The organism is Methylobacterium sp. Leaf469 (assembly GCF_001424745.1).
GTDB lineage: Bacteria > Pseudomonadota > Alphaproteobacteria > Rhizobiales > Beijerinckiaceae > Methylobacterium.
The window spans coordinates 295,957-321,233 of sequence record NZ_LMRE01000012.1 but is presented as its reverse complement, the minus strand read 5'-3'; the positions used below and the strand labels follow the sequence as shown (position 1 = coordinate 321,233).

Sequence of the window (25,277 nt, the reverse complement as noted above, 5' to 3'; positions counted from 1 at the left end):
AACGGACCGAACAGGCCATCGATCAGGGTGTCGATCACGGAGCGTCCCGGTGGGCGTGGTCCCGAGCCTGTCCGTGGCTGTGCGGGTGGGCATGCGTGTGGGGGTGGGCATGCGGATGGGCGTCGGCGACCCCGCCGGCCGACCGGCCGCAGATCGCCGCATCCTCGTCCCACGCCTCCGACAGGGCTTGGGCGCGGGCGAGATTGTCCGCGGTCAGCACCGCGTCCGTCGGGCCCCATGCCACCGGTTCGCGGGCCAGCAGCAGGGTCTGGGGGAAGTGGCTACGAACCTGGGTGAGGTCGTGCAGGGCGGCGACGATGGTCCGGCCCTGGCGGTGCCAAGCACCGATGAGGCGCAGGAGATCCGCGCTCGTGCGTCCGTCGACGCCGGTGAACGGCTCGTCGAGGAGAATGATGCGGGCATCCTGGACGATGAGGCGGGCGAAGAGGGCGCGCTGGAACTGGCCGCCCGACAGGGTGCCGATCGGCCGATCCTCGAAGCCGACGAGGCCGACGGCGGACAGCGCCTCCACCAGGGTGTCGCGGTAGGGCGCAGCCCGGCGCCATGGCCCGATCCGGTGCCACAATCCCATGGCCACGAGGTCGAGGACGCGCAAGGGGAAGCCCCGGTCGATCTCCGCCGATTGCGGCAGGTAGGCGAGGGCATCGGCGCGACCCGAGCGGTCGATCCGGCCGTCGAGACACGGGACTTCGCCGACGATGCCCTTCAGAAGCGTCGATTTTCCGGCCCCGTTGGGACCCACGAGGGCGAGCAGCGCGCCGGGCTGGATCGTGCCGTCGAGGTGGTGCACGGCCGGGTGGCGATCGTAGCCGAGGGTCAGGCCGTGGAGCGCGATGGCGCCCGTCGGCGGGCTCACGCCAACACCCACAGCACGGCGCCCCAGAGCAGGGCGGCCAGCACCGCGGCCACGGCGAAGCGGAGATGCGCCCCCGCCTGGAACAGCGAGCGGCGGGGCAGGGGATTGGAGCGGGTCACGGGAAGAGTCAATCGGACCGGACGGGCGCGTCGGCTTACGTTGCGCGCTGATACACTGTAACATCCCACGAGTTCAACGGGCCGGAGCCGCCGGCTCGCCTCAGTGTCTCTCACAGAACTCCCGCTGCACCGCCGGGCTCAGGGCGAGAACCGGCGGGGATCGGGAGTATCGTGAGGCACTCTCACGGGGATCGGGAGCCCATGCAGGATCACGCGGGCACGCACACCGAGGCAGGCTGTTGCGGCCATAACGGCCCCGGCGAAGCCCTGGCGCGGGCAGAGGCCATGTGCCGGGCGCGCGACCTCCAGTTCACCCGCCTGCGCCGGGACGTCCTCGCTGTGGTGGCGTCGCAGGCGCGTCCGCTCGGCGCCTACGACATCGCCGAGCGCCTGAGCGGATCGGGCAAGCGCGTGGCGGCCGTGTCTGTCTACCGGGCCCTCGATTTTCTCACGGAGAACGGCCTCGTCCACCGCATCGCCAGCCGCAACGCCTTCGTTTCGTGCGGGCATACGCACACGGATGGCGCCGGCCTGGTCTTCCTGATCTGCCGAAACTGCGGCTCCATCGACGAGACCACCTCGCCCGAGATCGAGGATCAGCTCGGCCGCACCTTGGCCAAGGTGGGCTTCAAGCCTTCGAGCCGCATCCTCGAGGTCGAGGGCGAGTGCGGCGCCTGCCTCGGCAAGCCCGCCGCGGGCTGATCGAGGCCGGCACCGGACGCTCCTGCCTTCAGAACGCGTTGTTGTAGGCGCGCGGCGAGACCACCGTCTGGACCATGATCCTGAGATCGAGCCAGATCGACCAATTGTCGATGTAGTAAAGGTCGTGAGCGACGCGTCGCTCCATGTCGAGGTCGGTCAGGGTCTCGCCCCGCAGGCCGTTCACCTGTGCCCAGCCGGTGATGCCCGGCATCACGTTGTGACGGCGAGCGTAGTGGGCGATCCGGCGCTCGAAGCTGCGGTCGTGGGCGAGCGCATGGGGGCGGGGACCGACCAACGCCATCTCGCCGCGCAGGACGTTGATGAGCTGGGGCAGCTCGTCGATGTTGGAGCGGCGCAGCACCGCACCGATGCGGGTGATGCGCGCGTCGTTGCGCGAGGCCTGACGGAAGACCGAATCGCCCTCCGTCTTCATGCTGCGGAACTTGTAGACGCCGAACGGCTGCTGGTTGAAGCCGTAGCGCCGCTGGCGGAAGAACACCGGCCCCGGGCTGTCGAGCTTGATCAGGACCGCCACGGCGGCGAACAGCGGAGCCAGCATCACCAGGGCGGTTGTCGCCAGGGTGAGGTCGACGGTCCGCTTCAGCAGGATTTCGCCGGCCTGGAGGGGGCGTCGCCCGATGCTCAGCCCCGAAAGGCGCCCGACGCGGCCGGGCTTCAGATCGGGGAAGCGGTCCATCACCGAGCCCGGGCGCAGGTGAAGGGCCGCGGGAACGCGCAGGAACGCGTCGATGCAGCGCTCGATGTCGCTGGCGTCGGACCACGGGACCAGGATGAACACGTCGTCCGGGCGCAGGAAGCGCACCACGGAGACGGCGAGGTCGAGGTCCTCGGCGATCCGCGTCTCACGGGCGAGGGCGTCGTCCCCGGCCTCGATCCGCCGCAGGTAGCTCGTTCCGATGACCCGAAGACCCAATGCGTCCGTATCGTTGTGGGCATAGAACCGGGCGATGTCCTCCTCGAACCCGACGAGATGGATGCGGTTGACGGAAGCCGAGCCCGGGGTGATCGCCCGGCGCACCAGGGCGGTCATGCCGAAGCGCACGGCGAGCATCGTCGGAAGTCCGGCGAGGAAGAAGCCCAGGGAGACGATGCGCGAGAAGTCGTTCGTGGTCTTCGTCACGAAGCCGAGGATCAGCACCACGGCCCAGGCCGAAACCCACAGGGTCGCCGCGCGTCGCAGGTGCGGACCGTGGGAGAGGGCGGTCTCGATGCTGTACTCCTCCCGCGTCAGGTTGGTGAGGAGCACGATCATCGCCACGAGGCCGGCGATCTGCGATCCGCCGCTCACGCCGCTCGGCGGGAACTCGCCCAGCACCCCGAACGAGTACGCGACATCGACCGCGTAGGCGGTGCCGACGATGGTCAGAAGGTCGGCCATCGCCACGGCCGTGGAGATGCCGAGGCGGAAGGCGGCACGCCTGCGCCGGGGCAGAAGTGCCGCCCAGACATCGCGACGCGCATCGGTCGTCATCGGCACCGCCTGCGGCGCGGTCTGGTAGATCTTCTGGATCGGTTCCTGAAACATCTGGAGTGCCATGTCCCGTCGTGAGGCGGAAAGTGTCCCAAATCGCGCCGGTGACCGGAGCGATCGAGGTTTCGTGGGATCGCTGCGCAATCTCCGGACCTTCCCGCCCGCCGCAAGAGACATGATGCGGCCGCCTGCTCGTGATTAACCATCCTGCCTTTGTCCCGCAATCGAACGAAAACTTATCCACGGACAAGTCTCGGCGTGATTGCCGCCGGCCCTGGTCTTCCACAGTTCGGGACTCTAGAGGCGTGTTCGCGGGCTGAGCATGGACCATCGTCGTCGGTTCGGTTCATTTCGGGGTCGGCTTTGCCGAGACGAAACGGGTGATGGGCGCGACGGCACGGCGTTCTCCGAGCCTCGCCCGGCCCTTCGCATCGGCGGCTTCCGGCACGGTCATGATCGCGACACCGATGGCGCTCATCGGGGCGGCGGCCGCCCGTATGGCGCGGCCAGGAATGCGTCGGGAATTGCCCATGACAGGAGCCATCGAACCAGCCATCGGCGACCCGCCGCAGGCGCCGGCCGTGCGGGACCGTGCCGCGGGCGCGGGCGTGCCCGGTCCGGCCTTCGCGGTTCTCGGGGCGCTCAGCCTGTCGCACCTCCTCAACGATCTCGTGCAATCCCTCCTGCCGGCGATCTATCCGCTCCTGAAGACCCAGTTCCGGCTCGATTTCGGACAGATCGGCCTCATCACCTTCGTGTTCCAGGTAACCGCGTCGGTGCTGCAACCGGTGGTCGGCATCTACACGGACCGCAGGCCGCTGCCGTTTTCCCTGGCGTTCGGCATGGGTTCGTCCCTCGTCGGCCTCCTCCTGCTGTCGGTGGCGTGGGCGTACGGACTGCTTCTTCTGGCGGCCGGCCTCGTGGGCTTCGGTTCGGCGGTGTTCCATCCCGAGGCGACCCGCGTCGCCCGCCTTGCTTCGGGCGGACGCTACGGCCTCGCCCAGTCGGTGTTCCAGGTCGGCGGCAATGCCGGTACGGCACTCGGACCCCTGCTGGCGGCCTTCGTGGTGGTGCCGCACGGGCAGGGGAGCGTCGCCTGGTTCTCCCTCGTCGCGCTCGCGGGGATCTGCGTGCTCGCCCTCGTGGGACAATGGTACGCCGGACGGCTTCGCGCAGTCCCGCGTCCCGCCACCCGCGCCGGTGCCCCCGCTGCAAGGGTCCTGTCGCGCCGGCGGGTCGGTCTCACCATCGCAATCCTGTTGACGCTGATTTTCTCGAAATATTTTTATCTGGCGAGCTTCTCGTCCTACTACACTTTCTACCTGATCCAGCGCTTCGGCGTTTCCGTGGCCCAGTCGCAGATCTACCTGTTCGTGTTCCTCGGCGCGGTGGCGGCGGGCACCATCCTGGGCGGTCCCATCGGCGACCGCTTCGGACGCAAGCCCGTGATCTGGGGGTCGATCCTGGGTGTCCTGCCCTTCACCCTGGCCCTGCCGCACGCCGATCTCGTCTGGACGGTGGTGCTGACGGTGCCCATCGGGATGATCCTGTCCTCGGCGATGCCGGCGATCCTCGTCTACGCGCAGGAGCTCCTGCCCGGCCGGATCGGTCTGGTCGGTGGATTGTTCTTCGGCTTCGCATTCGGCATGGGCGGGCTCGGCGCCGCGGTTCTCGGCGAGGTGGCCGATCACGCCGGCATCACCGCGGTCTATGCGCTCTGCGCCTACTTGCCGCTCATCGGCCTCGCGGCGGTCTTCCTGCCGCGGCTGGCCCGGTGAGCCGTATCCTGTCCGAACGGGACCGGCACTCCGGCGCCGGTCCCGTCGAAGAACCCTCGGGGGGATGTCAGGCCGGGGTGTTCGACGCGCCGCCCAAGGTCTGAATCGTCTCGAAGCCTTCGAATTGCGGATGACCGAGGTAGAGCGGCTTCGTCGTGGGCACCCGGCCATGCGCTTTGCGGAACTGCTCCGAGCGCGTCCACGATTCGAAATCGGATTTCGAGGCCCAGACCGTGTGTGATGCGTACAGCACGTGGTCCTCGTGCTCGGGACCGCGGAGCAGATGGAATTCCACGAAGCCCGGCATCTCGCCCAATTGGCTGTCCCGCCCGAGCCAAACCTGCTCGAAATCATCGGTGGAGTCCTTGACGACTTTGAAGCGATTCATAGCGATATACATGATAAGGTTCCGCGTTTCCCGATGAGGTTCGGGTTGACCGACATCCTAGCCCGGCCGATGCGACAACCGGAAGTACCACGCCATGACGTCCATCATCTTGCCGAGCCGGCCATGAAGGCGCCCTTCGTCCCAAGGGAACGCTTGCCTTTCGGGCCGGCTTTGTGGTCAAGCTACCGCCGCGATGGGGTTTCGGCCAAAATCGAGTAAAATGACTGTAAGCGCGAAGCGGGGACGGTGCGCTGAGCTTCTCCGTCGATCCACTAAAGCGCACGTTATCATGGATCGGACGCTCGAACTCAATCGAGGGTCGTACGACACAGTGCGTCACTCTTCCTTTCGATCAGTTTCCGTCGTTGGTCCAGGCGGCAGCGTCCATCTAACCTAAGGACTGAATCGAGATATGATGCCCAAGCAGACCACCGATGTTGATCGCCTCGTCGGGTTGCGGATCACCGCCCTCCGCAAGGCGCGCGGCTTGAGTCAAACCGCGCTCGGCACCGCCGTCGGCGTGACGTTCCAGCAAGTTCAGAAGTACGAGAAGGGCCAGAACCGCGTCGGTGCCGGGCGCCTGCGCGAGATCGCCCGACTCCTCGAAGTCCCGGTCTCGGCGTTCTTCGAGGATGACGATGCCGGCGGCACCCAGTCGGACGTCTTCGGCTTCCTGAGTGCCCAGGGCGCCATCGAACTGCTGCGTGCCTACGCGCTGATCGAGAACGACCAACTCCGCAAGGATGCTCTCTCCATCGTTCGGACGATCTCGAAGATGGGCAAGCAGGCTCCGGAGCCGGACGCCGTCGTCGAACAGGCTTGAGCCCTGGATCGGACGGCCCGGTTTCGGCGGGCTATCCGATCAGGTGGAAGAAGCTGCCCGTCACGCGCCCGTGTCGATGCCCGGCGAGGCCGAGGGCCACACCTTCCGCATCGGTGACGCTGGCCAGGGCCGCTTCCGCCTCGGGGGCGGGCGTGCGCTCGCTCGCATAATGGAATTCGTGGCCGACGAGGCGCGTGCCCGCGGCCCCGAGGGGACCGTCGGCGATGAGGGTCGCGACGCGGTAGCCGAGGTGCAACTTGCGCGTCCGGTAGGACGTCGCGACCGGGAGCAGGCCGGCCATGGGGTGGGTGACCCCGTCGGCATCCTCCAGGCTCTCCCCCAACACCATGTAGCCGCCGCACTCGCCGTGGATCGGCTTTTGCACAGCGAAGTCGCGCAGACCGCCGAGGAAGGTTAACGCGCCCGCGAGCTGGCCGGCGTGAAGCTCTGGATAGCCGCCCGGAAGCCAGGCCGCATCGCAGGAGGCCGGTGGCGCCTCGTCGGCGAGCGGCGAGAACGGGACGAGTTCGGCCCCCTGCGCCCGCCAGCCCGCCGCCATGTGCGGATACAGGAACGAGAACGCCGCGTCCGAGGCCACGGCGATGCGCTGGCCCGGCGGGTTCGGCAGTGCGCCCGCGCGAGGCGGCGGCGCGGCACCGCCGGCGGCGGCCAGGATCGCATCGAGATCGAGGCCGGCTTCCGCCAGGTCCGCCAGCCGGTCGAGGCGAGCATCGAGGTCGTTGGTCTCGCGGGCCTGGACGAGGCCGAGATGGCGCTCGGGCAGGGTCAGGGTCGCGTCGCGCATGAGGGCGCCGAGGACCGGCAGGCCGACCCGCGCCAGCCCCGCCTCGACGAGGCGACGGTGACGGGGGCTCGCGACCTTGTTGAGGATCACCCCCGCGATGCGGATGCGCGGATCGTACAGCGAGCAGCCCAACGCCACGGCCGCCGCCGATTGCGCGGCCCCCGACACGTCGAGGACGAGGAGCACGGGCCAGCCGTAGCGGGCGGCGATGTCGGCGTTGGCCCCCGTACGGCCTGCGCCGGCGACGATCCCGTCGAACAGCCCCATGGACCCCTCGGCCACCACGAGGTCGGCATCCGTGCCGGCGAGCCCCGCCACGGCGTCGAGCATGGGCTCGGGCATGGCGAAGCTGTCGAGGTTGAAGCTCGGAAAGCCCGTGGCGGCGGCGTGGAACGCCGGGTCGATGTAGTCCGGCCCGCATTTCGCGCCGCGCACGGCGAGTCCGCGCCGGCTGAGCGCCCGCATCAGCGCGAGGGTCACGGTGGTCTTGCCGGAGCTCGACCGGGGCGCGGCGACGAGGAGGCCGGGCACGTTCATGCGCGTTCTCCCGCCGCCGTGCCGGCCGCTCGCGTTCCCGCCTGCGGCCGGAAGCGCCGGTCGTACGCCGTCGAATACAGGGCGCTCTCGCGGAACTCGGCCGGGTCGAGGGCCGGGCCGACGAGGATGAGGGCGGTGCGCTCGAGGCCTGCTTGCGTGACGGCGGCCGCGATGGTCGCCAGGGTTCCGGTAAGGACCCGCTCGTCGGGCCAGGTGGCGCGGAACACCACCGCGGTGGGACAATCCGGCCCGTAGAACGGCGTCAGTTCGGCGACCACCCGATCGATGACGTGGATCGAGAGGTGGAGGGCCAGGGTCGCGCCCGTCGCCGCGAAGGCCGCGAGGGTCTCGCGCTCCGGCATGGCGCTGGCCCGGCCCGACGTGCGGGTCAGGACGACGGATTGGGCCAGCCCCGGCACGGTGAGTTCGCGCCCGAGCAGGGCCGCGGCGGCGGCGAAGGACGGCACCCCCGGCGTCACCGTGTAGGGAATGCCGGCCTGGGTCAGGCGCCGGGTCTGCTCGGCCAGCGCGCTCCAGATCGAGAGATCGCCCGAATGCAGGCGGGCGACATCGTGCCCGGCCGCGTGGGCGGCGGCGCATTCGGCCACGATGGCGTCGAGGTCGAGGGGCGCGGTGTCGACGATGCGCGCGCCCGGCGGGCACCAGCCCAGGATCTCGGGCGCCACCAGGGAGCCGGCATGGAGGCAGACGGGGCAGCGGGCGATGAGATCGCGGCCGCGCACGGTGATGAGGTCGGCGGCGCCCGGGCCGGCGCCGATGAAATGGACGGTCATGGTGCCTGAGTGACGGATTCGCGGGCCAGCGCAAGGGCGCATGTCGCCCCGGCACTCGCGATGCGGGGCAGGATGAGGGTCGCGGCGGCGCCCGCCACCGCAAGGGCGGCGGCTTCCGCCACGGAGCCGACCCCGCGCGTCGCCGCGATGCGGGCGGACCGGGTGAGGACCCGGGCGTCCACGGCGATCATGGCGTCCGCCGCGACGGCGACCAGGGGAACCCCGAGGGTTCCGGCGACGGCCCGGATGGCGGGTGCATCCGCCCGGTCGGCCGGGGTGGCGAGGCACCCGAGGGGGGCGCTCTGGTTCGCCAGAGCCCGCCGGAGAAGGGCGAGGATCTCGTCCGCGGACGTCGCATGGCGAAAGCCGAGGCCCGCGACCAGCCGGTCGGTCACGGCTTCGTCCACGCCCATTGCGTCACCGGCATCGCGTGGCGCCAGCCGTGGAGGTGGCCCACCGGGTCGGCCTTGGCCACGACGAGACGTTTGAGGCTGCCGCCCTGCCGCGCGAAGGCGGCGAGCAGGACCGCCTCGCCCTCCAGGGTGACGACGTTGGAGACGAGGCGTCCGCCAGGGGCGAGGGCGTCCATCACCCGGTCGAGGAGGCCCGCGGCCGTGACGCCGCCGCCGATGAAGACCGCGTCGGGGCGCTCCAGCCCCACGAGGGCGGTGGGTGCCGCGCCTTCCACCACCACGAGGCCCGGGACGCCGAGGTGATCGGCGTTGCGCCGGATGCGGGCGGCGCGGGCCGGATTCGCCTCGACGGCGACGGCCCGCAGGCCCGGCCGGCGCAGCATCCACTCGATGGAGATGGAGCCCGCCCCCGCGCCGATGTCCCACAGGCACTGGCCCGCGCGGGGCCGCAGGGCCGCCAGGGTCACGGCGCGGATGTCGGACTTGGTGAGCTGTCCGTCATTCTCGAACCACGCGTCGTCGAGGCCGGGCGCCAGGGGCACCACCCGGGCGTCGGGACCCGCCGCCACCGCGATCGCCAGGGTGTTGAGGGGATCGATGTCGTGGAGGGCGAAGGCTTCGGCCGGTGCGCTGCGGCGGCGCTCGCGCGGGCCGCCCATGGCTTCGAGCACCGTGAGGGTCGAGGCGCCGAACCCCCGCTCCGTCAACAGGGCCGCCACCGCGGCCGGGGTCGAGCCGTCCCAGCTCAGAACGAGAAGGTGGGTGCCGGGCTGGAGGTGGGGCAGGAGATTGGGCAGCGCCCGCCCGTGCAGGGTGAGGCAGCCGGTCTCGGCCACCGCCCAACCCAAGCGGGCGCAGGCGAGGCTGAACGCGGAGGGCTGGGGGAACACCCGCATCTCGTCCGCCTGTACCAAGCGGGCGATCTCCGCGCCGATGCCGTAATGGAACGGGTCGCCTGTAGCGAGGATGCAGGTCGGTCGGCCGCGCCGCGCCAGGATACCCGGATAGGCATCCGTGATGGGACTCGGCCAGATCCGCGCCTCTGCGGCGAGCGGCCCGGCGAGATCGAAGTGCCGGCGTCCGCCATAGACGCATTCGGCTCCGTCGAGGGCAGCGGCGGCGGCGGGGCTCAGGCCGTCGCGGCCGTCCTCGCCGATGCCCACCAGGGTGAGCCACGGCCGGCTCGACACGGGCTCAGCGCTCATGGAGAAGGCGTCCCATGCTCAAGCGTCTCCTCATTCTCGGCGGTACCGGCGAAGCCAGCGCCCTGGTACGGATTCTGCCGCCGGGCGTCGAGGCCACCCTGTCGCTCGCCGGCCGCACCTCCGCGCCGAAAGCCGAGCCGGTGCCGATGCGGGTCGGCGGCTTCGGCGGGGTGGAGGGACTCGCGGCCTGGATCGCGGCCAACCGCATCACCCACGTGATCGACGCGACCCATCCGTTCGCCGCCCGCATGGGCGCCAACGCGGCCGAGGCCTGTGCCCGCACCGGTACCCCGCTTCTGGCCATCCGCCGTCCGGCCTGGGATCCGATGCCGGGGGATCGCTGGGAAGAGGTCGCCACGATGGAGGTCGCCGCGACGGCCCTCGGACCGGTGCCGCGCCGTGTCTTCCTCACGGTGGGACGACAGGAGATCGGCGCATTCGCGGGCGCGCCGCGTCACACCTACGTGGTGCGCGCCGTCGAATCCGTCAGCCTGGACGTCCCGCATCTCACGACGATCGCCGCGCGCGGGCCCTTCGCGGAGGCCGACGAGGCGGCCTTCCTGCGCGACCAGAGCATCGAAATTCTGGTGAGCAAGAACTCCGGCGGCCCTGCGACCTACGGCAAGATCGCCGCCGCGCGGGATATCGGGGTTCGGGTGATCATGGTGGCTCGGCCGCCGAAACCCGACGTTCCAAGCGTCACCGACGTCAGCGGCGCCCTGGTATGGCTCGCGACACCATGACGGGTGCTGAGTCGTCTCCCCCGGGGAGGAGAATTCACCTCTTCAAGTCGGCACGCTGCGGAGGGTGTAGACGTAGGGCCGGAGCCCGTTCCCGCGCGGAATCAGGCGGGTGCCCGAGGCGCCGATGATCACCATGGTGGCCATGTCGGCGGTGGTCTCGCGGGCCTCGGCCAGGGTGAGGACGCGGATCGCCTCGTCGGGGCGCGAGACGGCGCGGGCGAAGATCACCGGGGTGTCGGGCGCGCGGATCTCGGCGGTCAGCGCCAGGGCGCGGCCGAGCTGCCAGGGCCGGGCCTTCGAGATCGGATTGTAGAGGCTCACCACGAAATCGGCCCGCAGCACCGCCTCGAGCCGGGCGGTGACGACCTCCCAGGGCTTCAAATTGTCGGACAGCGACAGGGCGCAGAAATCCCCGCCGAGCGGCGCGCCGAGGCGGGCGGCGGCGGCCAGCATGGCGGTGATGCCGGGTTCGACGGTGATGTCGAGCTGCGCCCAGGCCGGATCGCCGGCCTCGACCGCCTCGAAGATCGCCGCCGCCATGGCGAAGACGCCGGGGTCGCCACCGGAGACCACCGCCACGTGACGTCCGGCTGTGGCGAGCTCCAGGGCATGGCGGGCGCGGTCGACCTCGACGCGGTTGTCGGTGGCGTGCCGGGTCAGGCCCGGACGCTCGGGAACCCGTGCGACGTAGGGAATGTAGCCGATGAGGTCCTGCGCGCGGGCGAGCGCCGCTTCGGCCGACCGGGTGAGCAGGTCGGGGTCGCCCGGCCCGAGGCCGACCACCGTGACGGAGCCGGTCACGGCCGGCGGCCCTCGCCGGGCAGGAGCACCATGGAGAAGTAGGGCGCCACGTCGTCGGGCTTGTCGCGCAAGGCCACCACGCGCTCGCCCGTCATGGTGCCGCGCTCGACATAGACGGCGCGCTCGAGCACACCGGCTTCGGCCAGGGCGGCGCGCACCTTCGGCAAATGGCGGCCGAGCTTCATGATCACGGCGGCGTCGGTCTGCGCTAGCCGCGCGACGAGGGCGGCCTGCGGCAGGGTCGCAGGCAGAATCGTGAGCACGTCGTCGCCCCAGGTGATGGGGGTTCCGGCCCGGGTCCAGCACCCGGACATGCCGGTGACGCCCGGCACCACCTCCACGGGGAAGCGGTCCTTGAGGCGGCGCCACAGATGCATGAACGAGCCGTAGAAGAACGGGTCGCCCTCCGAGAGGATCGCCACGTCGCGCCCGGCGCCGAGGTGGTCGGCCAGTTGGCCCGCCGCGTCGTCGTAGAAACCCGCCAGGGCCGCGACGTAGTCGGGATGATCGGGGTGCAGCTCGGTGGTGTACGGGTAGGCGAGGGGGAACTCGCGCGCCGGGTCGGACGTCAGCACCGCGTCCGCGATGGTGCGGGCGTTGCCGCGCCGGCCCTTCTTGCAGAAATGCACGAGGACAGGCGCCGCCTGCAGCACCTTCATGGCCCGAACGGTGAGGTAGTCGGGTTCCCCGGGACCCATGCCGACGCCGAACAGGGTGCCGGTGACCTTCGCCACGGGGCTCGCCACGTCTTCGAGAGGCGCGGTGGGGGGGAGGGGGGCGCCCGCCTCCATCACTCGATCTCCTGCGCCAGGGCGTTGATGGCGGCCGCCGTCATGGCGCTGCCGCCGCGCCGGCCATGCACCACGATAAAGGGGACGCGCCCATCGCGGGCGAGGGCTTCCTTCGATTCGGCCGCGCCGACGAAACCCACGGGAATGCCGATGATCGCGGCCGGCGGGGCGACGCCCTCGTCGAGGAGTTCGAGGAGGCGAAACAGGGAGGTCGGGGCGTTGCCGACCGCCACGACGCTGCCCGGCAGGTGCTCGCGCCACAATTCCATGGCGGCGGCCGAGCGGGTCGTGCCCATGGCGGCGGCCAGTTCGGGCACGCGTGGATCGCTCAGGGTGCAGATCACCTGGTTGTTCGCGGGCAGGCGGGCGCGGGTGACGCCGTCGGCCACCATGCGGACATCGCAAAGGATCGGTGCGCCGGCCTTCAACGCGGCCTCGCCGCGACTCGCAAAGTCGTCCGACGCCTCCACGTCGCGGGGGAGGTCGGTCATGCCGCAGGCGTGGATCATCCGTACCACCACCCGCTCGGCGGTGCCGTGGAAGCGGGCGAGGTCCGCCTCGGCGCGGATCATCGCGAAGGAGCGGGCGTAGATCGCCTGCCCGTCGCGCAGGTAATCGAGGCGCGAACTCATGGTGTCGTGGTCCTGAAGGCTTGGGCGAGGGTTTGGGTCGGATCGGCACTCCTTACGCGGTCCAGAGCGGCCTCGAAAGTGAGTTGCATCGTCGGCTCGCCATCGGGACGGCCGTGAAGGACGATGCCGTAGCGACCGGACTGGCCCACGAGGGTGAGGGTGGCGGCTCCCGGATGGGCGCAGCCCTTGGCGCAGCCGGAGACGTGGGCATCGATGCCCGTGCCCTCGAGCGCCTCGGCGAGGCGGGCGGCGTCGATGAGTGTCGGCGTCGAGCCCGAGGCGCAGGCCGGCGCTCCGGGGCAGGCCGCGACATGGCCGCGCGGATCGTCGGCTTCATGGATAAATCCGTCTCCGCCGAGGGCGTGACGGGCACGATCGACGTCATCGCGGTCGCGGCCCACGAACACGAAGCCCCGGGTCGGGCTGAGCGCGAGGCCGGGCGACGCGAGCCGCTCGCTCCATGCGGCGAGGCGATCGAGGGCGTCGGCGGTGCAGCGTCCAAAGGCGGTCTCGACGGCAAGGGCGGTCCGGCCGTCTCCGAGATCGTGCAGCCCAGGCGCCAGGGACGGAATCTGGGAGGGGGCCGGCATCGCCGTGCCGGCGAGACGATTGCGGCGTGAGGTATCGAGGTCGCGCATGCGCCGGGCTCCGCTCCCGGCCAGCACAATCAGGATCTCGGACACGTGCGCGAGTGCCCGCGCCGTCGTCACCGGCGCGAACCAGATCGGTCCGTCCGGTCCTGCGAGAGACCAGGCGATGCCGTCCGGCGCGACCATTCGGAGCTGGATGTCCGCATCCGCCCGACCGAGGCCGGAGGCGCCCGTTTCCTCGATGGCCACCAGGGCCTTCGGCGGCAGGCCGGGAATCGCGCGGCCGATGGCTTCCACGGCCTCGGCCAAATCGGAGAGTCCGAACAGCGGCGCGGTCAGGGTCAGGCGCTGCGGGCCGCCATCGGCACGGATATCCCCCAGGCCCACGGCCGTGAGGTGAGGGGCGAGCGTGCCTTGCGTCTCGGGCGTGACGCCCCGGATCTGAAGGTTGGCTCGTGCGGTGACGTCGATATGGCCGTTGCCGAAGCGGCGTGCGCCCTCGGCCACGGCCCGCGCCTGGGCGGCGGTGAGGCGCCCGAGCGGCGGGTGGACCCGCGCCAGGAGCCCGTCGCCCGTCTGCATCGGGCGGGCGAGGCTCGGGCACCAGCCGCGCCGGCTCGCGGCCTCGGGCAGAACGCGGCGGGCGACGTTCACTCGGCCGCCTCCGGCAAGCGTTCGTCGGCCGCAATCGCCTCCGGCATCAGCTCGTCGGCCGCCATGGCGTTGCGCCGCGTCGTCCACAGACCCCGGCGGCGGGCCTCGTCGAATCGCTCCAGGATGGCGCGGGCGGCCTCGGGGTTCGCAGCGCGCAGGGCATCGAAGGTGTCGAAGTCGGCGATCATCGCGCCGTAGAGCCGGTCGAGATCGGCATTCGACACGGCGTCCGTGGTGGCGGCGAGGACGAAGACCGCGTCGATGCCCTGCGCCAGTTCCTGGGCGCCGCGATAGCCGTGACGCAGCTGCGCTGCGATCCAGCGCGGATGGGCGAGTTTTCCGCGGATCAGCCGGGCCGCGTCCTCGCGGGCCGTCCGGGCCTTCGGGGCATCCGGGGTCGCGACATCGAGGCTGTAGAGGGTCGGCTGGCCCCCTGTGAGAGCGGCTGCGGCGGCGAACCCACCCATGGCCTCGACGGCGGCGTCGCCGTCGAGCAGGTCGCGCTCGGCGATGTCGAAGGCATGGACGTAGGCATCGGCCTGGGCGACGCGGGCGGCGAAGCCGGCATCGGCCACGTCCGATGCCCCCCCATAGGCATGCGAGGTGGCGTCGAGGTAGGCGCGGCCGAGATCCGCGCGCTCCTCCCAGGCCCCGTCGAGGGCGAGCCCGCCGGCGCCGGCGCCGTAGCGGCCCGGTGCCGCGCCGTAGACGCGGGGCGTCGCCTCGCCCCGGCGGCGCGCGGCCGCGAGGGGGTTCTCCGCGTCCTCCTCGTGACGCGCCGCAACGGAATCGGCCGCGCGGGCGAGGAGCCCGAGGGTATCCGGGAAGGTGTCGCGGAACGCCCCCGAGACCCGCACCGTCACGTCGATGCGCGGCCGGTCGAGGAGCGCCAGGGGCAAGACCTCGAAACCGGTGACACGGGTGGAGGCGTGGTCCCAGACCGGGCGTACGCCCATGAGGGCCAATGCATGAGCCACGTCCTCGCCGCCGGTCCGGAGCGTCGGCGACGCCCACAGATCCATGACGATGCGGGCGGGATACTCGCCCTCGTCCTGAAGGTAGCGGCGGACCACGGCATCGGCGGCCTTGGCGCCCAGGGTCGTGGCGGCCCGCGTCGGCAGGCTACGCGGGTCGAGGGTGGTGAGGTTGCGCCCCGTCGGCATCACGTCGGTACGGCCGCGCGAGGGCGAGCCGGCGGGACCGGGGGCGACGAAGCGACCGTCGAGGGCTGCGAGCAGTCCGTCGCGCTCGGCCGCTGCGCAGGCGGCCACGGCTTCGGAGGCCTGAGGCGCCGCCCGGCCGAAGACATGGAGCCCGTCGCGGGTGGTGACCTCGCCGAGATCGCACAGATGGGCGTCCAGCGCCGCCAGGGCATCCGGCATGGGGGTGCCGATATCGATGCCCGCCGAGGCCAGCAGTCCGGCCGAATCCGCCTCGTCCAGGATGGTGCGGGCGATGATCGCAGCGCGGCGCGGATCGAGGATGCTCGCCGCCGAATACTCTTCCACGAGTTCGCGCAGGTGTGCCGATTCCGGGTCGAGACCCGGGCATTCGGTCTGCGGCGTGAGATGGCCGAGCGCCACGCCGCCGAGGCGGCGCTTGAGGGGGGCGGCTTCGCCGGGATCGTCGACGATGAACGGGTACACCACCGGCAGGGACCCGATCGCGCGGGCGGGCCAGCAATTCGGCGACAGGGCCACGGCCTTGCCCGGCAGCCACTCGGTGGTGCCGTGGGTTCCGAGATGGATCAGGGCGTCGAAGTTCTCGCGCAGGCCGAGATGGAAGGCGAGGTAGGCGTGGGTCGGCACCGCATCGGGGTCGTGATAGCCGGCCTTGCGGTCGGCGGCACGGCCACGATCGGGCTGGAGGAACAGGGCGACGCGGCCGTTCGGAGCGCGAACACGCTTTCCACCTACAACCTCATCCTGAGGTGCCGCGTGAGCAGACTCGCAGGAGGGCTCCAGGCATCGCAGGTCCAACTGGACCCCTCCTTCGAGGGCTCCGCTCCGCTCCGCCACCTCAGGATGAGGGTGTGGGTGGGAGGTCGGGCACACCATCGAAAAACGGAAGGCGCCGTCGACGATAAGGGGATCGGCTTCTGGCTCCCCCCAAGACGCGATCAGCTCGGCCCGATCGGCCTCCGGCAACCCCGCGAACCACGCCCGATACGCGTCGAGGGACACCGAAAAATCGCGTGGCCCGTGCGTGAGCGCGCGCATCACCGCGTCGGCTTGCGGCAGGGCGCCGGCGGCGTAGCCCGCCGCCGCGAGGTCCTCCACCATAGCTCGCGCGCTCTCGGGGGTGTCGAGGCCGACGGCGAAGCCGGCCCGGCCGCCGCGCGCCGGGTAGTCCGACATCACCACGGCGAGCCGCCGTTCCACCCGGGGCAGGCGGGCGAGACGCACCCAGGCTGCCGCCCGGTCGGCGAGCGCCGCGATTCCCGTCGCGTAGGGACGTGCGCGGCGCTCGGAGAAGCCATCGATTTCGGGGCCGTCCTCCTTGAACGAGATCGGGAAGCCCGAGAGCCGGCCGTCGAATTCCGGCAGGGCCACCTGCATGGCGAGGTCGGCCGCCGACATCCCCCGGGCCGAGGCGTCCCACGCGGCGTGGGCCGCGCCGAGGGTGTAGGCCTGGATCACCGGGCAATCGGCGCCGTCCAGGACGAAGCCCGCATCCTCGCGGGCCGAGAAGGCGGTCGCGGCCACGACGACGTCGGGCTTTCGCGCCGCGATGGTGTCGCGCAACGCCGCCAGGGCCGCGGGGTCCTTGAGGCTCGAGACGGCGACCACCAGCACCTGCAGGCCGCGGGCCCGGAGTGCATCGCCCAAGGCCGCCAGGGGCGCGGCATCCCCCGACAGGATCGCCGAGCGGTAGACGACGAGGAGCGCCAGGGGCACCGTGCCCGCCTGCAAGGGCCGGCCGGCGGCTAGAGCCCGATCGCGGTCGATGGGGCCGCAGCCGGGGCAGCAGACGAAGCCGCGCGGCAGGGCTTGCGGCTCCTCCACGGTGCCGGGAAAGCCGATCTCGGCCGCGATCCGCCCGAGCATCCGGCGCAGGTTGTCGGCGCCGCCCGCCCGGAAATAGGCGTCGAGGACGGGTGCGAGATCGGGCGCCGTCGAGAAGGCATCCAGGCGATCGTCGGGCCGGTCGTCGCCCGGCAGGACGATGAGGCGAACGCCGTTCGCCCGTGCGGCGGCAGCGGCACGCTCGATGCCGTAACGCCAGTAATCGAGCCCGCCGAGGCATCGGATCACGACGCATTTCGACCGCGCGATAACCCCGTCGACGTAGAGGTCCACCGACATGGGGTGACGGAGCTTCGCGAGTTTCGCCAGACGCAGGGTCGGGGCCGGACCCTCGCCGGCTTGCGGAAATGCCGCTGCGAACGCGCCCGCGACGCCGAACAGGTCGGAATCCGTGAACGACAGGAACACGATGTCGCCCGGCGCCTGACCGAGATCGATGGCGGCTTCGCCCTCGTCGAGGGAAACCGTATCGACGCGGATCAGATGCATGGCGGGATGCGCGACCTCACAGCCGCGCCTCCGTGAGGGGCCGGCCGATCCGGGCGCGTTTGCGCCGGCGCAGCCGCCAGAGGGCGCGGACGAGGAACAGTCCGATCGCCGCCACGGGAAGCCAGGGCAGGCTGGCGACGGCGAAGCGCAGGGCGGCGCCCGCACTGGCGCCGAAGGTCTGGCCGGCCTGGCTCCAGGCTTCCTCGACGGGGGCGAAGGCACCCGCTCGCGCGCTGTCCGAGCGAAGCGAAACCGAGACGATTTCGGTATCGACGCGCCGTTGCAGGCCGCGCTGCTTCGCCTCCCCCTCCTCGATTTCGGATTGGACCTTGGAGAGTTCCTGGGCGATGCGGATGAGGTCCTCCACGCGCGTGTCCGCCTTCGCGGACAGTTCGTCGAGGCGCGCGCGATAGGCGGCGAGCTGGGCGAGCCGGCGTCCTCCGTCCGCGATGGGTGTGGTCAGGTCGTCGGCCCGTGTTGCCTGACGCCGCAGGACCACATCGCCCGCCGCCTCGCCCGGCAGGGGAGCCGTGAGGAACGCCACGTAGGGGGCGACGGACTCGTGCGGCAACCGGACCTGAATCTGCGCCTGCGGTCGCCCCTGCGGACGCGGACCGTCATCGATGGACGACGTGACGAGGATGCAGCCGAGGCCCGCATCGGTCAGGCAGCGGTCACGCGCCGCCGCGAAATGCGCCGCCACCCGATCGGGCGGCAGGCCGATGGTGAGGTCGTGCGTATAGGCGAGCTTGGCTGCGGTGTTGCGGGCGGGCTGGGCCAGCGCGAGGGGATTGGCGGTGTCGGGCGCCGGCGGGCGCGTGTCGGAGCAGCCCCCCAGTCCGAGGAGTACGGCAAGGCCCAGGGCCGCCGCCGCGCGGCCGTTCCGTACCGCCATGGCGCTCACCCGGCCAGGGCGGCGGCGACCGCCGCCTGATCGAATCCCTTGAGGCCGATGACGACGAGGCGGCCGTCGCGGGCTTCCGTGCTTTTCCAGGGTCGGTCGTAGTGATGCGCGATGCGGGTGCCGACACCCTGCACGACGAGGCGCATGGGCTTGCCCGTGACTTCGGCGAACCCCTTGATGCGCAGCACGCCGGCGGTCTCTGCCGCGCGACCGACGCGGATCGCCAGGTCCTCGGCGGTGGCCGTGGCCGGGACGGGCAGGGCCACGGAGTCGAAATCGTCGTGGTCGTGGTCCTCGCCCTCGCCGTGGTGCGAGGGTCTGGCGTCGAGATCGTCCTCGGCCGCGGCTCCGAGGCCCAGGATCACGCGGGGATCGAGGCGGCCGTGCTCGGCCTCCACCATCTTCACGGCGCGGGGCAGGTGGGCCTGAACCTCGGCGCGGACCTTCTCGCGGCCGGCGGCGTCGAGGAGGTCGGCCTTGTTCATCACCACGAGGTCGGCGCAGAGGATCTGGTCCTCGAACACCTCTTCCAGGGGATTGTCGTGATCGACGTTCGTGTCCTCGGCACGCTGGGCGGCGGAGGCCGCCGGATCGTCGGCGAAGAAGCCCGCCGCCACGGCTGGACCGTCGATGACCGCGATGACGCCGTCCACGGTGACCCGCGAGCGGATCGCAGGCCACTGGAACGCCTGGACCAAGGGCTTGGGCAGGGCGAGGCCGGAGGTCTCGATAAGGATGTGCTCGGGTGGGTCGGCTCGGTCGAGGAGCTTGTTCAGGGCCGGCACGAAGTCGTCGGCCACGGTGCAGCAGATGCAGCCGTTGGCGAGCTCGACGATGTCCTCGTCTTGGCAGCCTTCGATGCCGCAGGCGGCGAGAAACGAGCCGTCGAAGCCGATATCCCCGAACTCGTTGACGATGATCGCGAGCCGCCGGCCGTTCGCGTTCTCGACGAGGTGGCGCACGAGGGTCGTCTTGCCGGCCCCGAGGAAGCCGGTGACGATGGTGCAGGGAATCTTCTCGACCAGGGTCATTCGGCGGCGTCCGTACTAGGGTGCGCCGCGAGCGGCGGGATGCGGGCGACGACGCCCTTGCGGAATTCCTGGGGCCGCGCCTTCCACGGCACGACGCCGTCGGGCGTCTCGCCGTAGAGGCCGACCCCTTCGAGGATGATCCGGGCGGATTCGGTGGCGTCGAGGTCGCCGTAGACGTAGGTCCAGCGCCCTTCCGAGGCCACCGCCACCGTGCATGGCCGCTTGCAGACGGAGAGGCACTCGACGCCTTCGATCCGAAGGCCGGTCTGGCCGTGCTCACCGACAGCCTCCCGGAGCGCGTCGAGGAGGCGCGCACCGGCGCGGGGTTCCGCCGGGTCGCCCGCCGTACGGCAGGCGGTGCAGACGTAGAGGGTGACCACGTCAGGCATGCGCCGTCGCCTTGCGACCGAACAGGGCCCAGGCCCAGCCGTAGGCGAGCCCGATGACCGCCCAGAACACGAAGGCGATCCCGAGCGAGCGTGCGGCGAACTGGGCCGCGTAGCCCGCCGGCAGGGCGGAAGCCGCGTGGCTCGTCTCGGGTGCTCCGGCGAGGTGTGGTGCCACGATCAGGACGAGGCCGCCCGCGATGGAGATCGGCGCGCGGCGGATGGCGATGAGGTAGAGCCCCATGGCGGTGGCGACGGCGGTCATCACCCACCAGAACTGACGATCGGCGAGGGGGGCGGCGTCCATGCCCGGTAGTTCCGGCGGCAGGCCGAGGGCCGGCGCCAGGGCGACGGCGAGGAAGCCCGCCACGGCGAAGCGCAGGCCGGTCTCGGGCGTCGGTTCGCGCCCGCAGGCCAGCAGCACTGCGCCGAGCAGCAGGGCATACCCGACGCCGCCCACCAGGGTGGCGAGCGCCGTGAACGCCATGCGCGGCAGTCCGGGTCCGGGCTGCCAGGCGGGCGCGGTCTCGCCGCCGGACACGCCCGGGTCCTTCGCGCCGTGATCGTGTCCGCCATGCACCCGCACCACGAGGGATGCGAATCCCGGCGCGGGGGGCGATACGGGGGCTTGAGCCTGCGTCTCGTAACGCTCAGCCGCGATGATGAGCGGAGAGGTCAGGGCGAGCTGCAGGCCCGTCGCGACGATAGCCGCGAGGAAGCCGGCGACCAGGGCCGCCGACACGAGCCGGATGATCATGGGGTGTCTGCCTTCAGGCGCCAGGCGCTCAGTGGCAGGGAAAATTCTGGGTGTGGCGGAAATCGTGCGCCGCGTTGTGGAGCGCCATCGCCGGGGCGAAGCCCGCCATGAACACGAGGCCGAGGCCGAGGAACGCGGCGACGAGAACGGCCCCGAGGCGCTCGTTGGTGCGGGTGCCGGTCAGAACGAGGGTGTTGGTCGACATCGGTTGATCTCCTGGCCGCCCCGCCGGCGGCCGTGGTCGAAGGTGAGGACGAAGGTCCCCGGTGCCGGACGGCAGGTCTCCTGGCTCGCGGGTCATCCGGAACCTGCCGCCTTCCCGGATCGCTCCGGTGGCCGATGGCAGGCCCGTCGCCGCTCACAGTTGCGGGGGCAGCCGCGGTTTCAAGGCGCTTGCCCCTCACCGCGTTCCCTTTTCACCCCGTCGCCGGGGCACCGTCCGATCCCGATGCTTCTACGCGGTCGCGCGATCCCTGACAACGCGCCGCTGTGCCGTTTGCATCGCCTTTGACCACACAAGGGCGTTTCGGGCTAAAGAAGCCCTATGCGGCAGCCGTCCCCCCCATGACCGAGATATTCCCCCGTGTGACCCTCGTCCTCGGCGGCGCGCGCTCGGGCAAGAGCGTCCATGCCGAGGGGGTGATCGAGGCGCAGCCGCCACCCTGGCTGTATCTCGCAACGGCCCAGGCCTGGGACGACGAGATGCGCGACCGCATCGCCCTCCACCGCACCCGAAGGTCGGCCGACTGGATCACGCAGGACGTGCCGATCGACCTGCCCGAGGCGGTCGCGGCCGCGCGCGGACCGGTACTGGTGGATTGCCTCACCCTCTGGCTCACCAACCTGATCCTGGCGGAGGCCGACGTCGAGGCCGCGACCGGGGCGCTGCTCTCCGCTTGCGCCGACGCGCCGGGGCCGGTGGTCCTGGTCGGCAGCGAGGTCGGCCTCGGCATCGTGCCCGACAATGCCCTCGCCCGCCGCTTCCGCGACGCGGCAGGGCGGCTTCATCAGCGCCTCGCCGCACAGGCCGACCGCGTCGTGTTCATGGTGGCGGGGCTGCCGATGATCGTGAAACCCCAACATGGAGACCACGCATGAGCGACGCCGCCGACCGCCATCGGGAGAAGATGGAGAAGCGCAAGGCCGTGCAGGATGCCGAGGTGGCGGAGAAGACCATCGAGAAGGGCCTCCTCATCGTCAACACGGGTCCCGGCAAGGGCAAGACCACGGCGGCCCTGGGCCTGATGCTGCGGGCGCTGGGCCACGGCTGGCGGGTCGGCGTGGTGCAGTTCATCAAGGGCGCCTGGGACACGGGCGAGAAGCACGCCTTGAAGGCCTTCGGGAACCAGATCGACTGGCACACCCTCGGCGAGGGCTTCACCTGGGAGACCCAGGACAAGGCCCGCGACATCGCGGCGGCCGAGCACGCCTGGACGAAGGCCCTGGATCTCATGGCCGATCCGAGCATCCGCCTCGTGGTGCTGGACGAACTCAACATCGCGCTGCGCTACGACTACCTGCCCATCGACGACGTGGTGGCGGCGTTCCGGGCACGCCGACCGGACCTCCACGTCATCGTCACCGGCCGCAATGCCAAGCCGGCCCTCGTCGAGGCCGCCGACCTCGTCACCGAGATGGGCTCCGTGAAGCACCACTTCGCGGCGGGCGTGAAGGCGCAGGAGGGGATCGAGTTTTGAGGTTCCAGCCGTCATGACCCGCGCCATCATGATCCAGGGCACCGGTTCGGATGTCGGCAAATCCCTCATCGTCGCCGGTCTGTGCCGCGCCTTCGCCCGGCGCGGGCTGCGGGTGCGGCCGTTCAAGCCGCAGAACATGTCGAACAACGCCGCCGTCACGGCCGATGGCGGCGAGATCGGACGGGCCCAGGCGCTTCAGGCGAGGGCCGCCGGAGTGGCGCCCTCGGTCCACATGAACCCGGTCCTCCTCAAGCCCCAGAGCGAGACCGGCAGCCAGATCGTGGTGCAGGGCCGGATGGTCGGCCAGGCCGCGGCCCGGGACTACCAGGGCTGGAAGCCGCGCCTCCTCGGGGCCGTGCTCGAAAGTTTCACCCATCTGAAAGCCGAGGCCGACCTCGTCGTGGTCGAGGGCGCCGGCTCGGCGTCGGAGGTGAATCTGCGCGCCGGCGACATCGCCAATATGGGCTTTGCCCGCGCGTCGAACACGCCGGTGATCCTGCTCGGCGACATCGACCGCGGCGGCGTCATCGCCAGCCTCGTCGGCACGAAGGCGGTGATCGACCCGGCCGACGCGGCGATGATCCGGGGCTTCCTCGTCAACCGCTTCCGCGGCGATCCGAGCCTGTTCGCCGACGGCATGGACCTCATCGCCCGCCACACGGGTTGGCCCAGCCTCGGGCTGATCCCGCATTTTCCGTCCGCCGTCCGCCTGCCCGCGGAGGACGTTCTGGGACTGGTCGGCTCCGAAGCAGGCGCGGCGGGTCGCACGGTGGTGGCCGTCCCCGTCCTGCCGCGCATCGCCAATTTCGACGATCTCGATCCTCTGCGGGGCGAGCCGAACGTCTCCGTGGTTCTGGTTCGTCCGGGGGAGCCGATCCCCGTGGCCGACCTCGTGCTCCTGCCGGGCTCGAAGACCACCATCGCGGACCTCGATGTCTTTCGGTCCGAGGGCTGGGATATCGATCTCGCCGCCCATGTCCGGCGCGGCGGCCGGGTGCTCGGCCTCTGCGGCGGCTACCAGATGCTTGGGCGCCGCCTCGCCGACCCGCACGGGATTGAGGGCGCCCCCCGGACGGTGCCGGGTCTTGGGCTCCTCGACGTCGAGACGGTGATGACCCCGGTCAAGCGCCTCGAGGCCGTCACCGGCACCTCGTTGCCCGACGGCGTACCGTTCTCGGGCTACGAGATGCACCTGGGCGATACCACCGGGCCCGACGCGGTGCGCCCGCTCGTTCGTTTCGCCGATGGTCGCCCGGACGGGGCGATTTCGGCCGACGGCCGGGTCGCCGGCACCTACGTGCATGGCCTGTTCGCCGACGACGCGCAGCGCGCCGCGTGGCTCGCGCGCCTCGGCGCCCGGTCCGGCGGCGACGCCTACGAGGCGGGGATCGAGACCGTGCTCGACGCGCTCGCCGACCACCTCGAAATCCATGTGGATTGCGACCGGCTGCTCGTCCTGGCGTCGTAGCGGGTCAGGCACGTGGTGGGGCCGATCCTTGCGGAGGACTGGCGCGGCTGCCGGCATCGCCGTCATCGACTCCGTCGGCAATTCCCGCGGCTTCATCGTGCAGGATGCCACGCCGCGCATCCGCACTGGCGCGCCTTGGCCCCGGTCTAGGACCTCGCGGGTTGTCTCGGGCTGCGGGCCTGATGGTTCTCGGTACTGTCGGTGCTCCGCCGCGGTACTGCGCGTCGAAGCACGCCGGCGGTCGGTCAGGCCGGAGCAATATCGGTTCGACCCGTCCTGATGCGCCGAGCCGGCCGCCTACGGGATCGCCACCGCGTATTCGCGCGGCCCGCCGTTCACTACGCTGTCGAACACCACCAGCACCCGGCCTGGGCCGAGGCGCGCGACGCCTTCGGGCTTCGCCCTGGAATCATCGCCGTCCAATGGCGCGAGGGTGCCGAGCGCCGTGACCTTGCCGGACGACGGATCCGCGAGGAACAGTCCATATGGCACCGACAAGCCGTTGCGGGTCGGACCCGAGAGGACGAGAAGGCGCCCGTCCGGCAGGGCGGTGAGATCGCGGATGCCGGCCTCGGCCCCGAGGGCGAGGGGGATCGTCGTCGGCTTGACGTCGAGCGGCGCGTCGCCGGGGGCGAACAGGGGCGCGACGGGTACGGAGACGAGGAAGGCCCGTCCGTCGATGACGGGCGCGCGGAGACCCGCGTAGAGAGTGTCGCCGATGACCGCGAGGCCCTCGACGTTGAGACCGAAGAGCGGCTTGCCGCCCTCGCGGGGTTCCAGATCCTTCAGAAAATACGCGCCCACCGTATCTGCATTTCGCAGGGCGTCGCCGAGGCGGTAGGTGGTCTCCACCCTGGTCCCGGTGGCGTCGGCGCGCAGGCGCGCGAGGATCGCGGTGGAGAGCTTGAACTCCCGCCCCCGACGGCTGCAGCCATGCGAGCCGGTGACGTAGAAGTCGGGTGCCGCATACGCCACGGCCTCGCCGTCCATCTCGCGGTACGCGCCTTGGCCCAGGGTGCAGTCGCCCGTGGTCGGGGGCGCGCCGACGGTGGTGGTGGGCGGCTTGCGGCCGACGATGTCGACGACGGCGCCCGGGGTCAGCGTCGTGCCCTGGAGGGTGACGAACTGGGCGCCCGCCGCCTCGTCGTCCACCACGACGCAGTTGCGCCGACCGGCTTCGGCCGGCGCGCAGGCGATGCCGCTGATGTCCTCGGCCGGCTTGGTCTTCTTCTTCGTGATCTCGCCCGCCAGTCCCTCGGCGACCGCGTAGGGCTGCCCCACGGGCTGCAGCATCTCGGCCCGGGCCGGCGACAGGAACGCCAGTCCCCATGCGGCAGCGACGAGGGAAGGACGAATCATGCGGTATCTCCGACGG

The 25,277-nt window shown here is 71.2% G+C and carries 27 protein-coding genes and 1 riboswitch; of the genes, 7 read left to right on the top strand and 20 right to left on the bottom strand.

Annotated elements, in window-relative coordinates; genetic code table 11:
* Positions 1-34 precede the first annotated feature (34 nt).
* Together ASG60_RS09325 and ASG60_RS23755 are read right to left on the bottom strand one after the other, a co-directional pair.
* A complete protein-coding gene (locus ASG60_RS09325; protein WP_056385163.1) occupies positions 35-877 on the bottom strand; it encodes an ABC transporter ATP-binding protein in 843 nt (280 codons plus the stop codon).
* On the bottom strand, positions 874-996 hold the full coding sequence (locus ASG60_RS23755) for a hypothetical protein (RefSeq protein WP_277996233.1): 123 nt from the start codon (positions 994-996) through the stop codon (positions 874-876). The genes ASG60_RS09325 and ASG60_RS23755 overlap by 4 nt, the downstream gene beginning before the upstream one ends.
* A 201-nt stretch (positions 997-1,197) precedes the next feature.
* On the opposite strand from ASG60_RS23755, the gene ASG60_RS09320 reads away from it, so the two are divergent.
* Positions 1,198-1,698, top strand: coding sequence for a Fur family transcriptional regulator (locus tag ASG60_RS09320; protein WP_056260749.1), 501 nt, complete (start codon positions 1,198-1,200; stop codon positions 1,696-1,698).
* 28 nt (positions 1,699-1,726) lie between these two features.
* Here the strand turns inward: ASG60_RS09320 and ASG60_RS09315 are convergent, their stop codons facing one another.
* The gene (locus ASG60_RS09315; RefSeq protein ID WP_056260932.1) at positions 1,727-3,190 is read right to left on the bottom strand and encodes a sugar transferase; all 1,464 of its coding nucleotides are present in this window, start codon (positions 3,188-3,190) and stop codon (positions 1,727-1,729) included.
* Between the two features lie 346 nt (positions 3,191-3,536).
* Complete coding sequence (locus ASG60_RS23750) at positions 3,537-3,668, bottom strand: hypothetical protein (RefSeq protein WP_277996232.1); 132 nt, start codon at positions 3,666-3,668, stop codon at positions 3,537-3,539.
* A 52-nt stretch (positions 3,669-3,720) separates the two neighbouring features.
* Here ASG60_RS23750 and ASG60_RS09310 point away from each other — a divergent pair, with 52 nt between their 5' ends.
* Positions 3,721-4,968 carry an MFS transporter gene (locus ASG60_RS09310; protein ID WP_156398844.1) on the top strand — a complete coding sequence of 416 codons (1,248 nt, stop codon included), beginning with the start codon at positions 3,721-3,723 and terminating at the stop codon, positions 4,966-4,968.
* Between the two features lie 67 nt (positions 4,969-5,035).
* Here ASG60_RS09310 and ASG60_RS09305 read toward each other — a convergent pair whose 3' ends face one another.
* The gene (locus tag ASG60_RS09305) at positions 5,036-5,368 is read right to left on the bottom strand and encodes an antibiotic biosynthesis monooxygenase (protein ID WP_056170323.1); all 333 of its coding nucleotides are present in this window, start codon (positions 5,366-5,368) and stop codon (positions 5,036-5,038) included.
* 400 nt (positions 5,369-5,768) lie between these two features.
* On the opposite strand from ASG60_RS09305, the gene ASG60_RS09300 reads away from it, so the two are divergent.
* Entirely contained in the window at positions 5,769-6,179 is a 411-nt protein-coding gene (locus ASG60_RS09300) for a helix-turn-helix transcriptional regulator (protein WP_056170320.1), read from the top strand.
* A gap of 31 nt (positions 6,180-6,210) precedes the next feature.
* On the opposite strand, the gene ASG60_RS09295 is transcribed toward ASG60_RS09300, so the two are convergent.
* The 4 genes from ASG60_RS09295 to ASG60_RS09280 are packed head-to-tail and all read right to left on the bottom strand — an operon-like array spanning position 6,211 to position 9,933.
* Positions 6,211-7,521: a cobyrinate a,c-diamide synthase gene (locus tag ASG60_RS09295; protein ID WP_056385161.1), complete on the bottom strand. Its 1,311-nt coding sequence runs from the start codon at positions 7,519-7,521 to the stop codon at positions 6,211-6,213.
* Positions 7,518-8,315, bottom strand: a complete 798-nt coding sequence (gene cobM, locus ASG60_RS09290; RefSeq protein WP_056359577.1) for a precorrin-4 C(11)-methyltransferase — start codon at positions 8,313-8,315, stop codon at positions 7,518-7,520. The genes ASG60_RS09295 and cobM overlap by 4 nt, the downstream gene beginning before the upstream one ends.
* A complete protein-coding gene (locus ASG60_RS09285) occupies positions 8,312-8,728 on the bottom strand; it encodes a cobalamin biosynthesis protein (protein WP_056260743.1) in 417 nt (138 codons plus the stop codon). Before ASG60_RS09285 ends, cobM begins: the two co-directional genes overlap by 4 nt.
* Complete coding sequence (locus ASG60_RS09280; RefSeq protein WP_056385159.1) at positions 8,707-9,933, bottom strand: bifunctional cobalt-precorrin-7 (C(5))-methyltransferase/cobalt-precorrin-6B (C(15))-methyltransferase; 1,227 nt, start codon at positions 9,931-9,933, stop codon at positions 8,707-8,709. Before ASG60_RS09280 ends, ASG60_RS09285 begins: the two co-directional genes overlap by 22 nt.
* A 14-nt stretch (positions 9,934-9,947) precedes the next feature.
* On the opposite strand from ASG60_RS09280, the gene ASG60_RS09275 reads away from it, so the two are divergent.
* On the top strand, positions 9,948-10,676 hold the full coding sequence (locus tag ASG60_RS09275; protein WP_056385157.1) for a cobalt-precorrin-6A reductase: 729 nt from the start codon (positions 9,948-9,950) through the stop codon (positions 10,674-10,676).
* Positions 10,677-10,718: 42 nt separating this feature from the next.
* Here the strand turns inward: ASG60_RS09275 and cobJ are convergent, their stop codons facing one another.
* From cobJ to ASG60_RS09225, 10 genes are read right to left on the bottom strand one after another with little or no spacing between them, the layout of a single operon-like run.
* Complete coding sequence (cobJ, locus tag ASG60_RS09270; RefSeq protein ID WP_056260735.1) at positions 10,719-11,477, bottom strand: precorrin-3B C(17)-methyltransferase; 759 nt, start codon at positions 11,475-11,477, stop codon at positions 10,719-10,721.
* Positions 11,474-12,268 carry a precorrin-2 C(20)-methyltransferase gene (locus ASG60_RS09265; RefSeq protein WP_056385155.1) on the bottom strand — a complete coding sequence of 265 codons (795 nt, stop codon included), beginning with the start codon at positions 12,266-12,268 and terminating at the stop codon, positions 11,474-11,476. The genes cobJ and ASG60_RS09265 overlap by 4 nt, the downstream gene beginning before the upstream one ends.
* Positions 12,268-12,900, bottom strand: coding sequence for a precorrin-8X methylmutase (locus ASG60_RS09260; RefSeq protein ID WP_056170295.1), 633 nt, complete (start codon positions 12,898-12,900; stop codon positions 12,268-12,270). Before ASG60_RS09260 ends, ASG60_RS09265 begins: the two co-directional genes overlap by 1 nt.
* Positions 12,897-14,144, bottom strand: a complete 1,248-nt coding sequence (locus ASG60_RS09255) for a hypothetical protein (RefSeq protein ID WP_056385154.1) — start codon at positions 14,142-14,144, stop codon at positions 12,897-12,899. Before ASG60_RS09255 ends, ASG60_RS09260 begins: the two co-directional genes overlap by 4 nt.
* A complete protein-coding gene (gene cobN, locus ASG60_RS09250; protein WP_056385152.1) occupies positions 14,141-17,659 on the bottom strand; it encodes a cobaltochelatase subunit CobN in 3,519 nt (1,172 codons plus the stop codon). The genes ASG60_RS09255 and cobN overlap by 4 nt, the downstream gene beginning before the upstream one ends.
* A 16-nt stretch (positions 17,660-17,675) precedes the next feature.
* Positions 17,676-18,554: a DUF4349 domain-containing protein gene (locus ASG60_RS09245; RefSeq protein WP_056385309.1), complete on the bottom strand. Its 879-nt coding sequence runs from the start codon at positions 18,552-18,554 to the stop codon at positions 17,676-17,678.
* A gap of 5 nt (positions 18,555-18,559) precedes the next feature.
* Entirely contained in the window at positions 18,560-19,594 is a 1,035-nt protein-coding gene (cobW, locus tag ASG60_RS09240; RefSeq protein WP_056170284.1) for a cobalamin biosynthesis protein CobW, read from the bottom strand.
* A complete protein-coding gene (locus tag ASG60_RS09235; protein WP_056170281.1) occupies positions 19,591-19,983 on the bottom strand; it encodes a DUF1636 domain-containing protein in 393 nt (130 codons plus the stop codon). The genes cobW and ASG60_RS09235 overlap by 4 nt, the downstream gene beginning before the upstream one ends.
* Entirely contained in the window at positions 19,976-20,737 is a 762-nt protein-coding gene (locus tag ASG60_RS09230) for a CbtA family protein (RefSeq protein ID WP_056170278.1), read from the bottom strand. Before ASG60_RS09230 ends, ASG60_RS09235 begins: the two co-directional genes overlap by 8 nt.
* 28 nt (positions 20,738-20,765) lie before the next feature.
* Positions 20,766-20,942: a CbtB-domain containing protein gene (locus ASG60_RS09225; protein WP_056170275.1), complete on the bottom strand. Its 177-nt coding sequence runs from the start codon at positions 20,940-20,942 to the stop codon at positions 20,766-20,768.
* Between the two features lie 52 nt (positions 20,943-20,994).
* Positions 20,995-21,192, bottom strand: a riboswitch (cobalamin riboswitch).
* Positions 21,193-21,301: 109 nt separating this feature from the next.
* Between ASG60_RS09225 and cobU the strand changes: the two genes are divergently transcribed.
* The 3 genes from cobU to ASG60_RS09210 are packed head-to-tail and all read left to right on the top strand — an operon-like array spanning position 21,302 to position 23,902.
* Positions 21,302-21,835 carry a bifunctional adenosylcobinamide kinase/adenosylcobinamide-phosphate guanylyltransferase gene (cobU, locus tag ASG60_RS09220; protein ID WP_200947662.1) on the top strand — a complete coding sequence of 178 codons (534 nt, stop codon included), beginning with the start codon at positions 21,302-21,304 and terminating at the stop codon, positions 21,833-21,835.
* Entirely contained in the window at positions 21,832-22,434 is a 603-nt protein-coding gene (cobO, locus tag ASG60_RS09215; protein ID WP_056170271.1) for a cob(I)yrinic acid a,c-diamide adenosyltransferase, read from the top strand. Before cobU ends, cobO begins: the two co-directional genes overlap by 4 nt.
* Positions 22,435-22,447: 13 nt before the next feature.
* Positions 22,448-23,902 (top strand): cobyric acid synthase, encoded by a 1,455-nt coding sequence (locus ASG60_RS09210; protein WP_200947661.1) that lies wholly within the window; start codon positions 22,448-22,450, stop codon positions 23,900-23,902.
* Between the two features lie 297 nt (positions 23,903-24,199).
* On the opposite strand, the gene ASG60_RS09205 is transcribed toward ASG60_RS09210, so the two are convergent.
* Positions 24,200-25,261 carry a DUF3616 domain-containing protein gene (locus tag ASG60_RS09205; protein WP_244476618.1) on the bottom strand — a complete coding sequence of 354 codons (1,062 nt, stop codon included), beginning with the start codon at positions 25,259-25,261 and terminating at the stop codon, positions 24,200-24,202.
* Positions 25,262-25,277: the final 16 nt, after the last annotated feature.

Bases quoted from the DNA above. Each gene is read 5' to 3' on its own strand.
- ASG60_RS09235 (WP_056170281.1), bottom strand. From the start codon at position 19,983: ATGCCTGACGTGGTCACCCTCTACGTCTGCACCGCCTGCCGTACGGCG.
- ASG60_RS09205 (WP_244476618.1), bottom strand. From the start codon at position 25,261: ATGATTCGTCCTTCCCTCGTCGCTGCCGCATGGGGACTGGCGTTCCTG.
- cobN (WP_056385152.1), bottom strand. From the start codon at position 17,659: ATGCATCTGATCCGCGTCGATACGGTTTCCCTCGACGAGGGCGAAGCC.
- cobM (WP_056359577.1), bottom strand. From the start codon at position 8,315: ATGACCGTCCATTTCATCGGCGCCGGCCCGGGCGCCGCCGACCTCATC.
- ASG60_RS09225 (WP_056170275.1), bottom strand. From the start codon at position 20,942: ATGTCGACCAACACCCTCGTTCTGACCGGCACCCGCACCAACGAGCGC.
- ASG60_RS09315 (WP_056260932.1), bottom strand. From the start codon at position 3,190: ATGACGACCGATGCGCGTCGCGATGTCTGGGCGGCACTTCTGCCCCGG.
- ASG60_RS09280 (WP_056385159.1), bottom strand. From the start codon at position 9,933: ATGAGCGCTGAGCCCGTGTCGAGCCGGCCGTGGCTCACCCTGGTGGGC.
- cobU (WP_200947662.1), top strand. From the start codon at position 21,302: ATGACCGAGATATTCCCCCGTGTGACCCTCGTCCTCGGCGGCGCGCGC.
- ASG60_RS09275 (WP_056385157.1), top strand. From the start codon at position 9,948: ATGCTCAAGCGTCTCCTCATTCTCGGCGGTACCGGCGAAGCCAGCGCC.
- ASG60_RS09260 (WP_056170295.1), bottom strand. From the start codon at position 12,900: ATGAGTTCGCGCCTCGATTACCTGCGCGACGGGCAGGCGATCTACGCC.
- ASG60_RS09245 (WP_056385309.1), bottom strand. From the start codon at position 18,554: ATGGCGGTACGGAACGGCCGCGCGGCGGCGGCCCTGGGCCTTGCCGTA.
- ASG60_RS09320 (WP_056260749.1), top strand. From the start codon at position 1,198: ATGCAGGATCACGCGGGCACGCACACCGAGGCAGGCTGTTGCGGCCAT.
- ASG60_RS09285 (WP_056260743.1), bottom strand. From the start codon at position 8,728: ATGGGCGTGGACGAAGCCGTGACCGACCGGCTGGTCGCGGGCCTCGGC.
- cobO (WP_056170271.1), top strand. From the start codon at position 21,832: ATGAGCGACGCCGCCGACCGCCATCGGGAGAAGATGGAGAAGCGCAAG.
- ASG60_RS23750 (WP_277996232.1), bottom strand. From the start codon at position 3,668: ATGAGCGCCATCGGTGTCGCGATCATGACCGTGCCGGAAGCCGCCGAT.
- ASG60_RS09230 (WP_056170278.1), bottom strand. From the start codon at position 20,737: ATGATCATCCGGCTCGTGTCGGCGGCCCTGGTCGCCGGCTTCCTCGCG.
- ASG60_RS09300 (WP_056170320.1), top strand. From the start codon at position 5,769: ATGATGCCCAAGCAGACCACCGATGTTGATCGCCTCGTCGGGTTGCGG.
- cobW (WP_056170284.1), bottom strand. From the start codon at position 19,594: ATGACCCTGGTCGAGAAGATTCCCTGCACCATCGTCACCGGCTTCCTC.
- ASG60_RS09210 (WP_200947661.1), top strand. From the start codon at position 22,448: ATGACCCGCGCCATCATGATCCAGGGCACCGGTTCGGATGTCGGCAAA.
- ASG60_RS09310 (WP_156398844.1), top strand. From the start codon at position 3,721: ATGACAGGAGCCATCGAACCAGCCATCGGCGACCCGCCGCAGGCGCCG.
- ASG60_RS09305 (WP_056170323.1), bottom strand. From the start codon at position 5,368: ATGTATATCGCTATGAATCGCTTCAAAGTCGTCAAGGACTCCACCGAT.
- ASG60_RS09265 (WP_056385155.1), bottom strand. From the start codon at position 12,268: ATGGAGGCGGGCGCCCCCCTCCCCCCCACCGCGCCTCTCGAAGACGTG.
- ASG60_RS09295 (WP_056385161.1), bottom strand. From the start codon at position 7,521: ATGAACGTGCCCGGCCTCCTCGTCGCCGCGCCCCGGTCGAGCTCCGGC.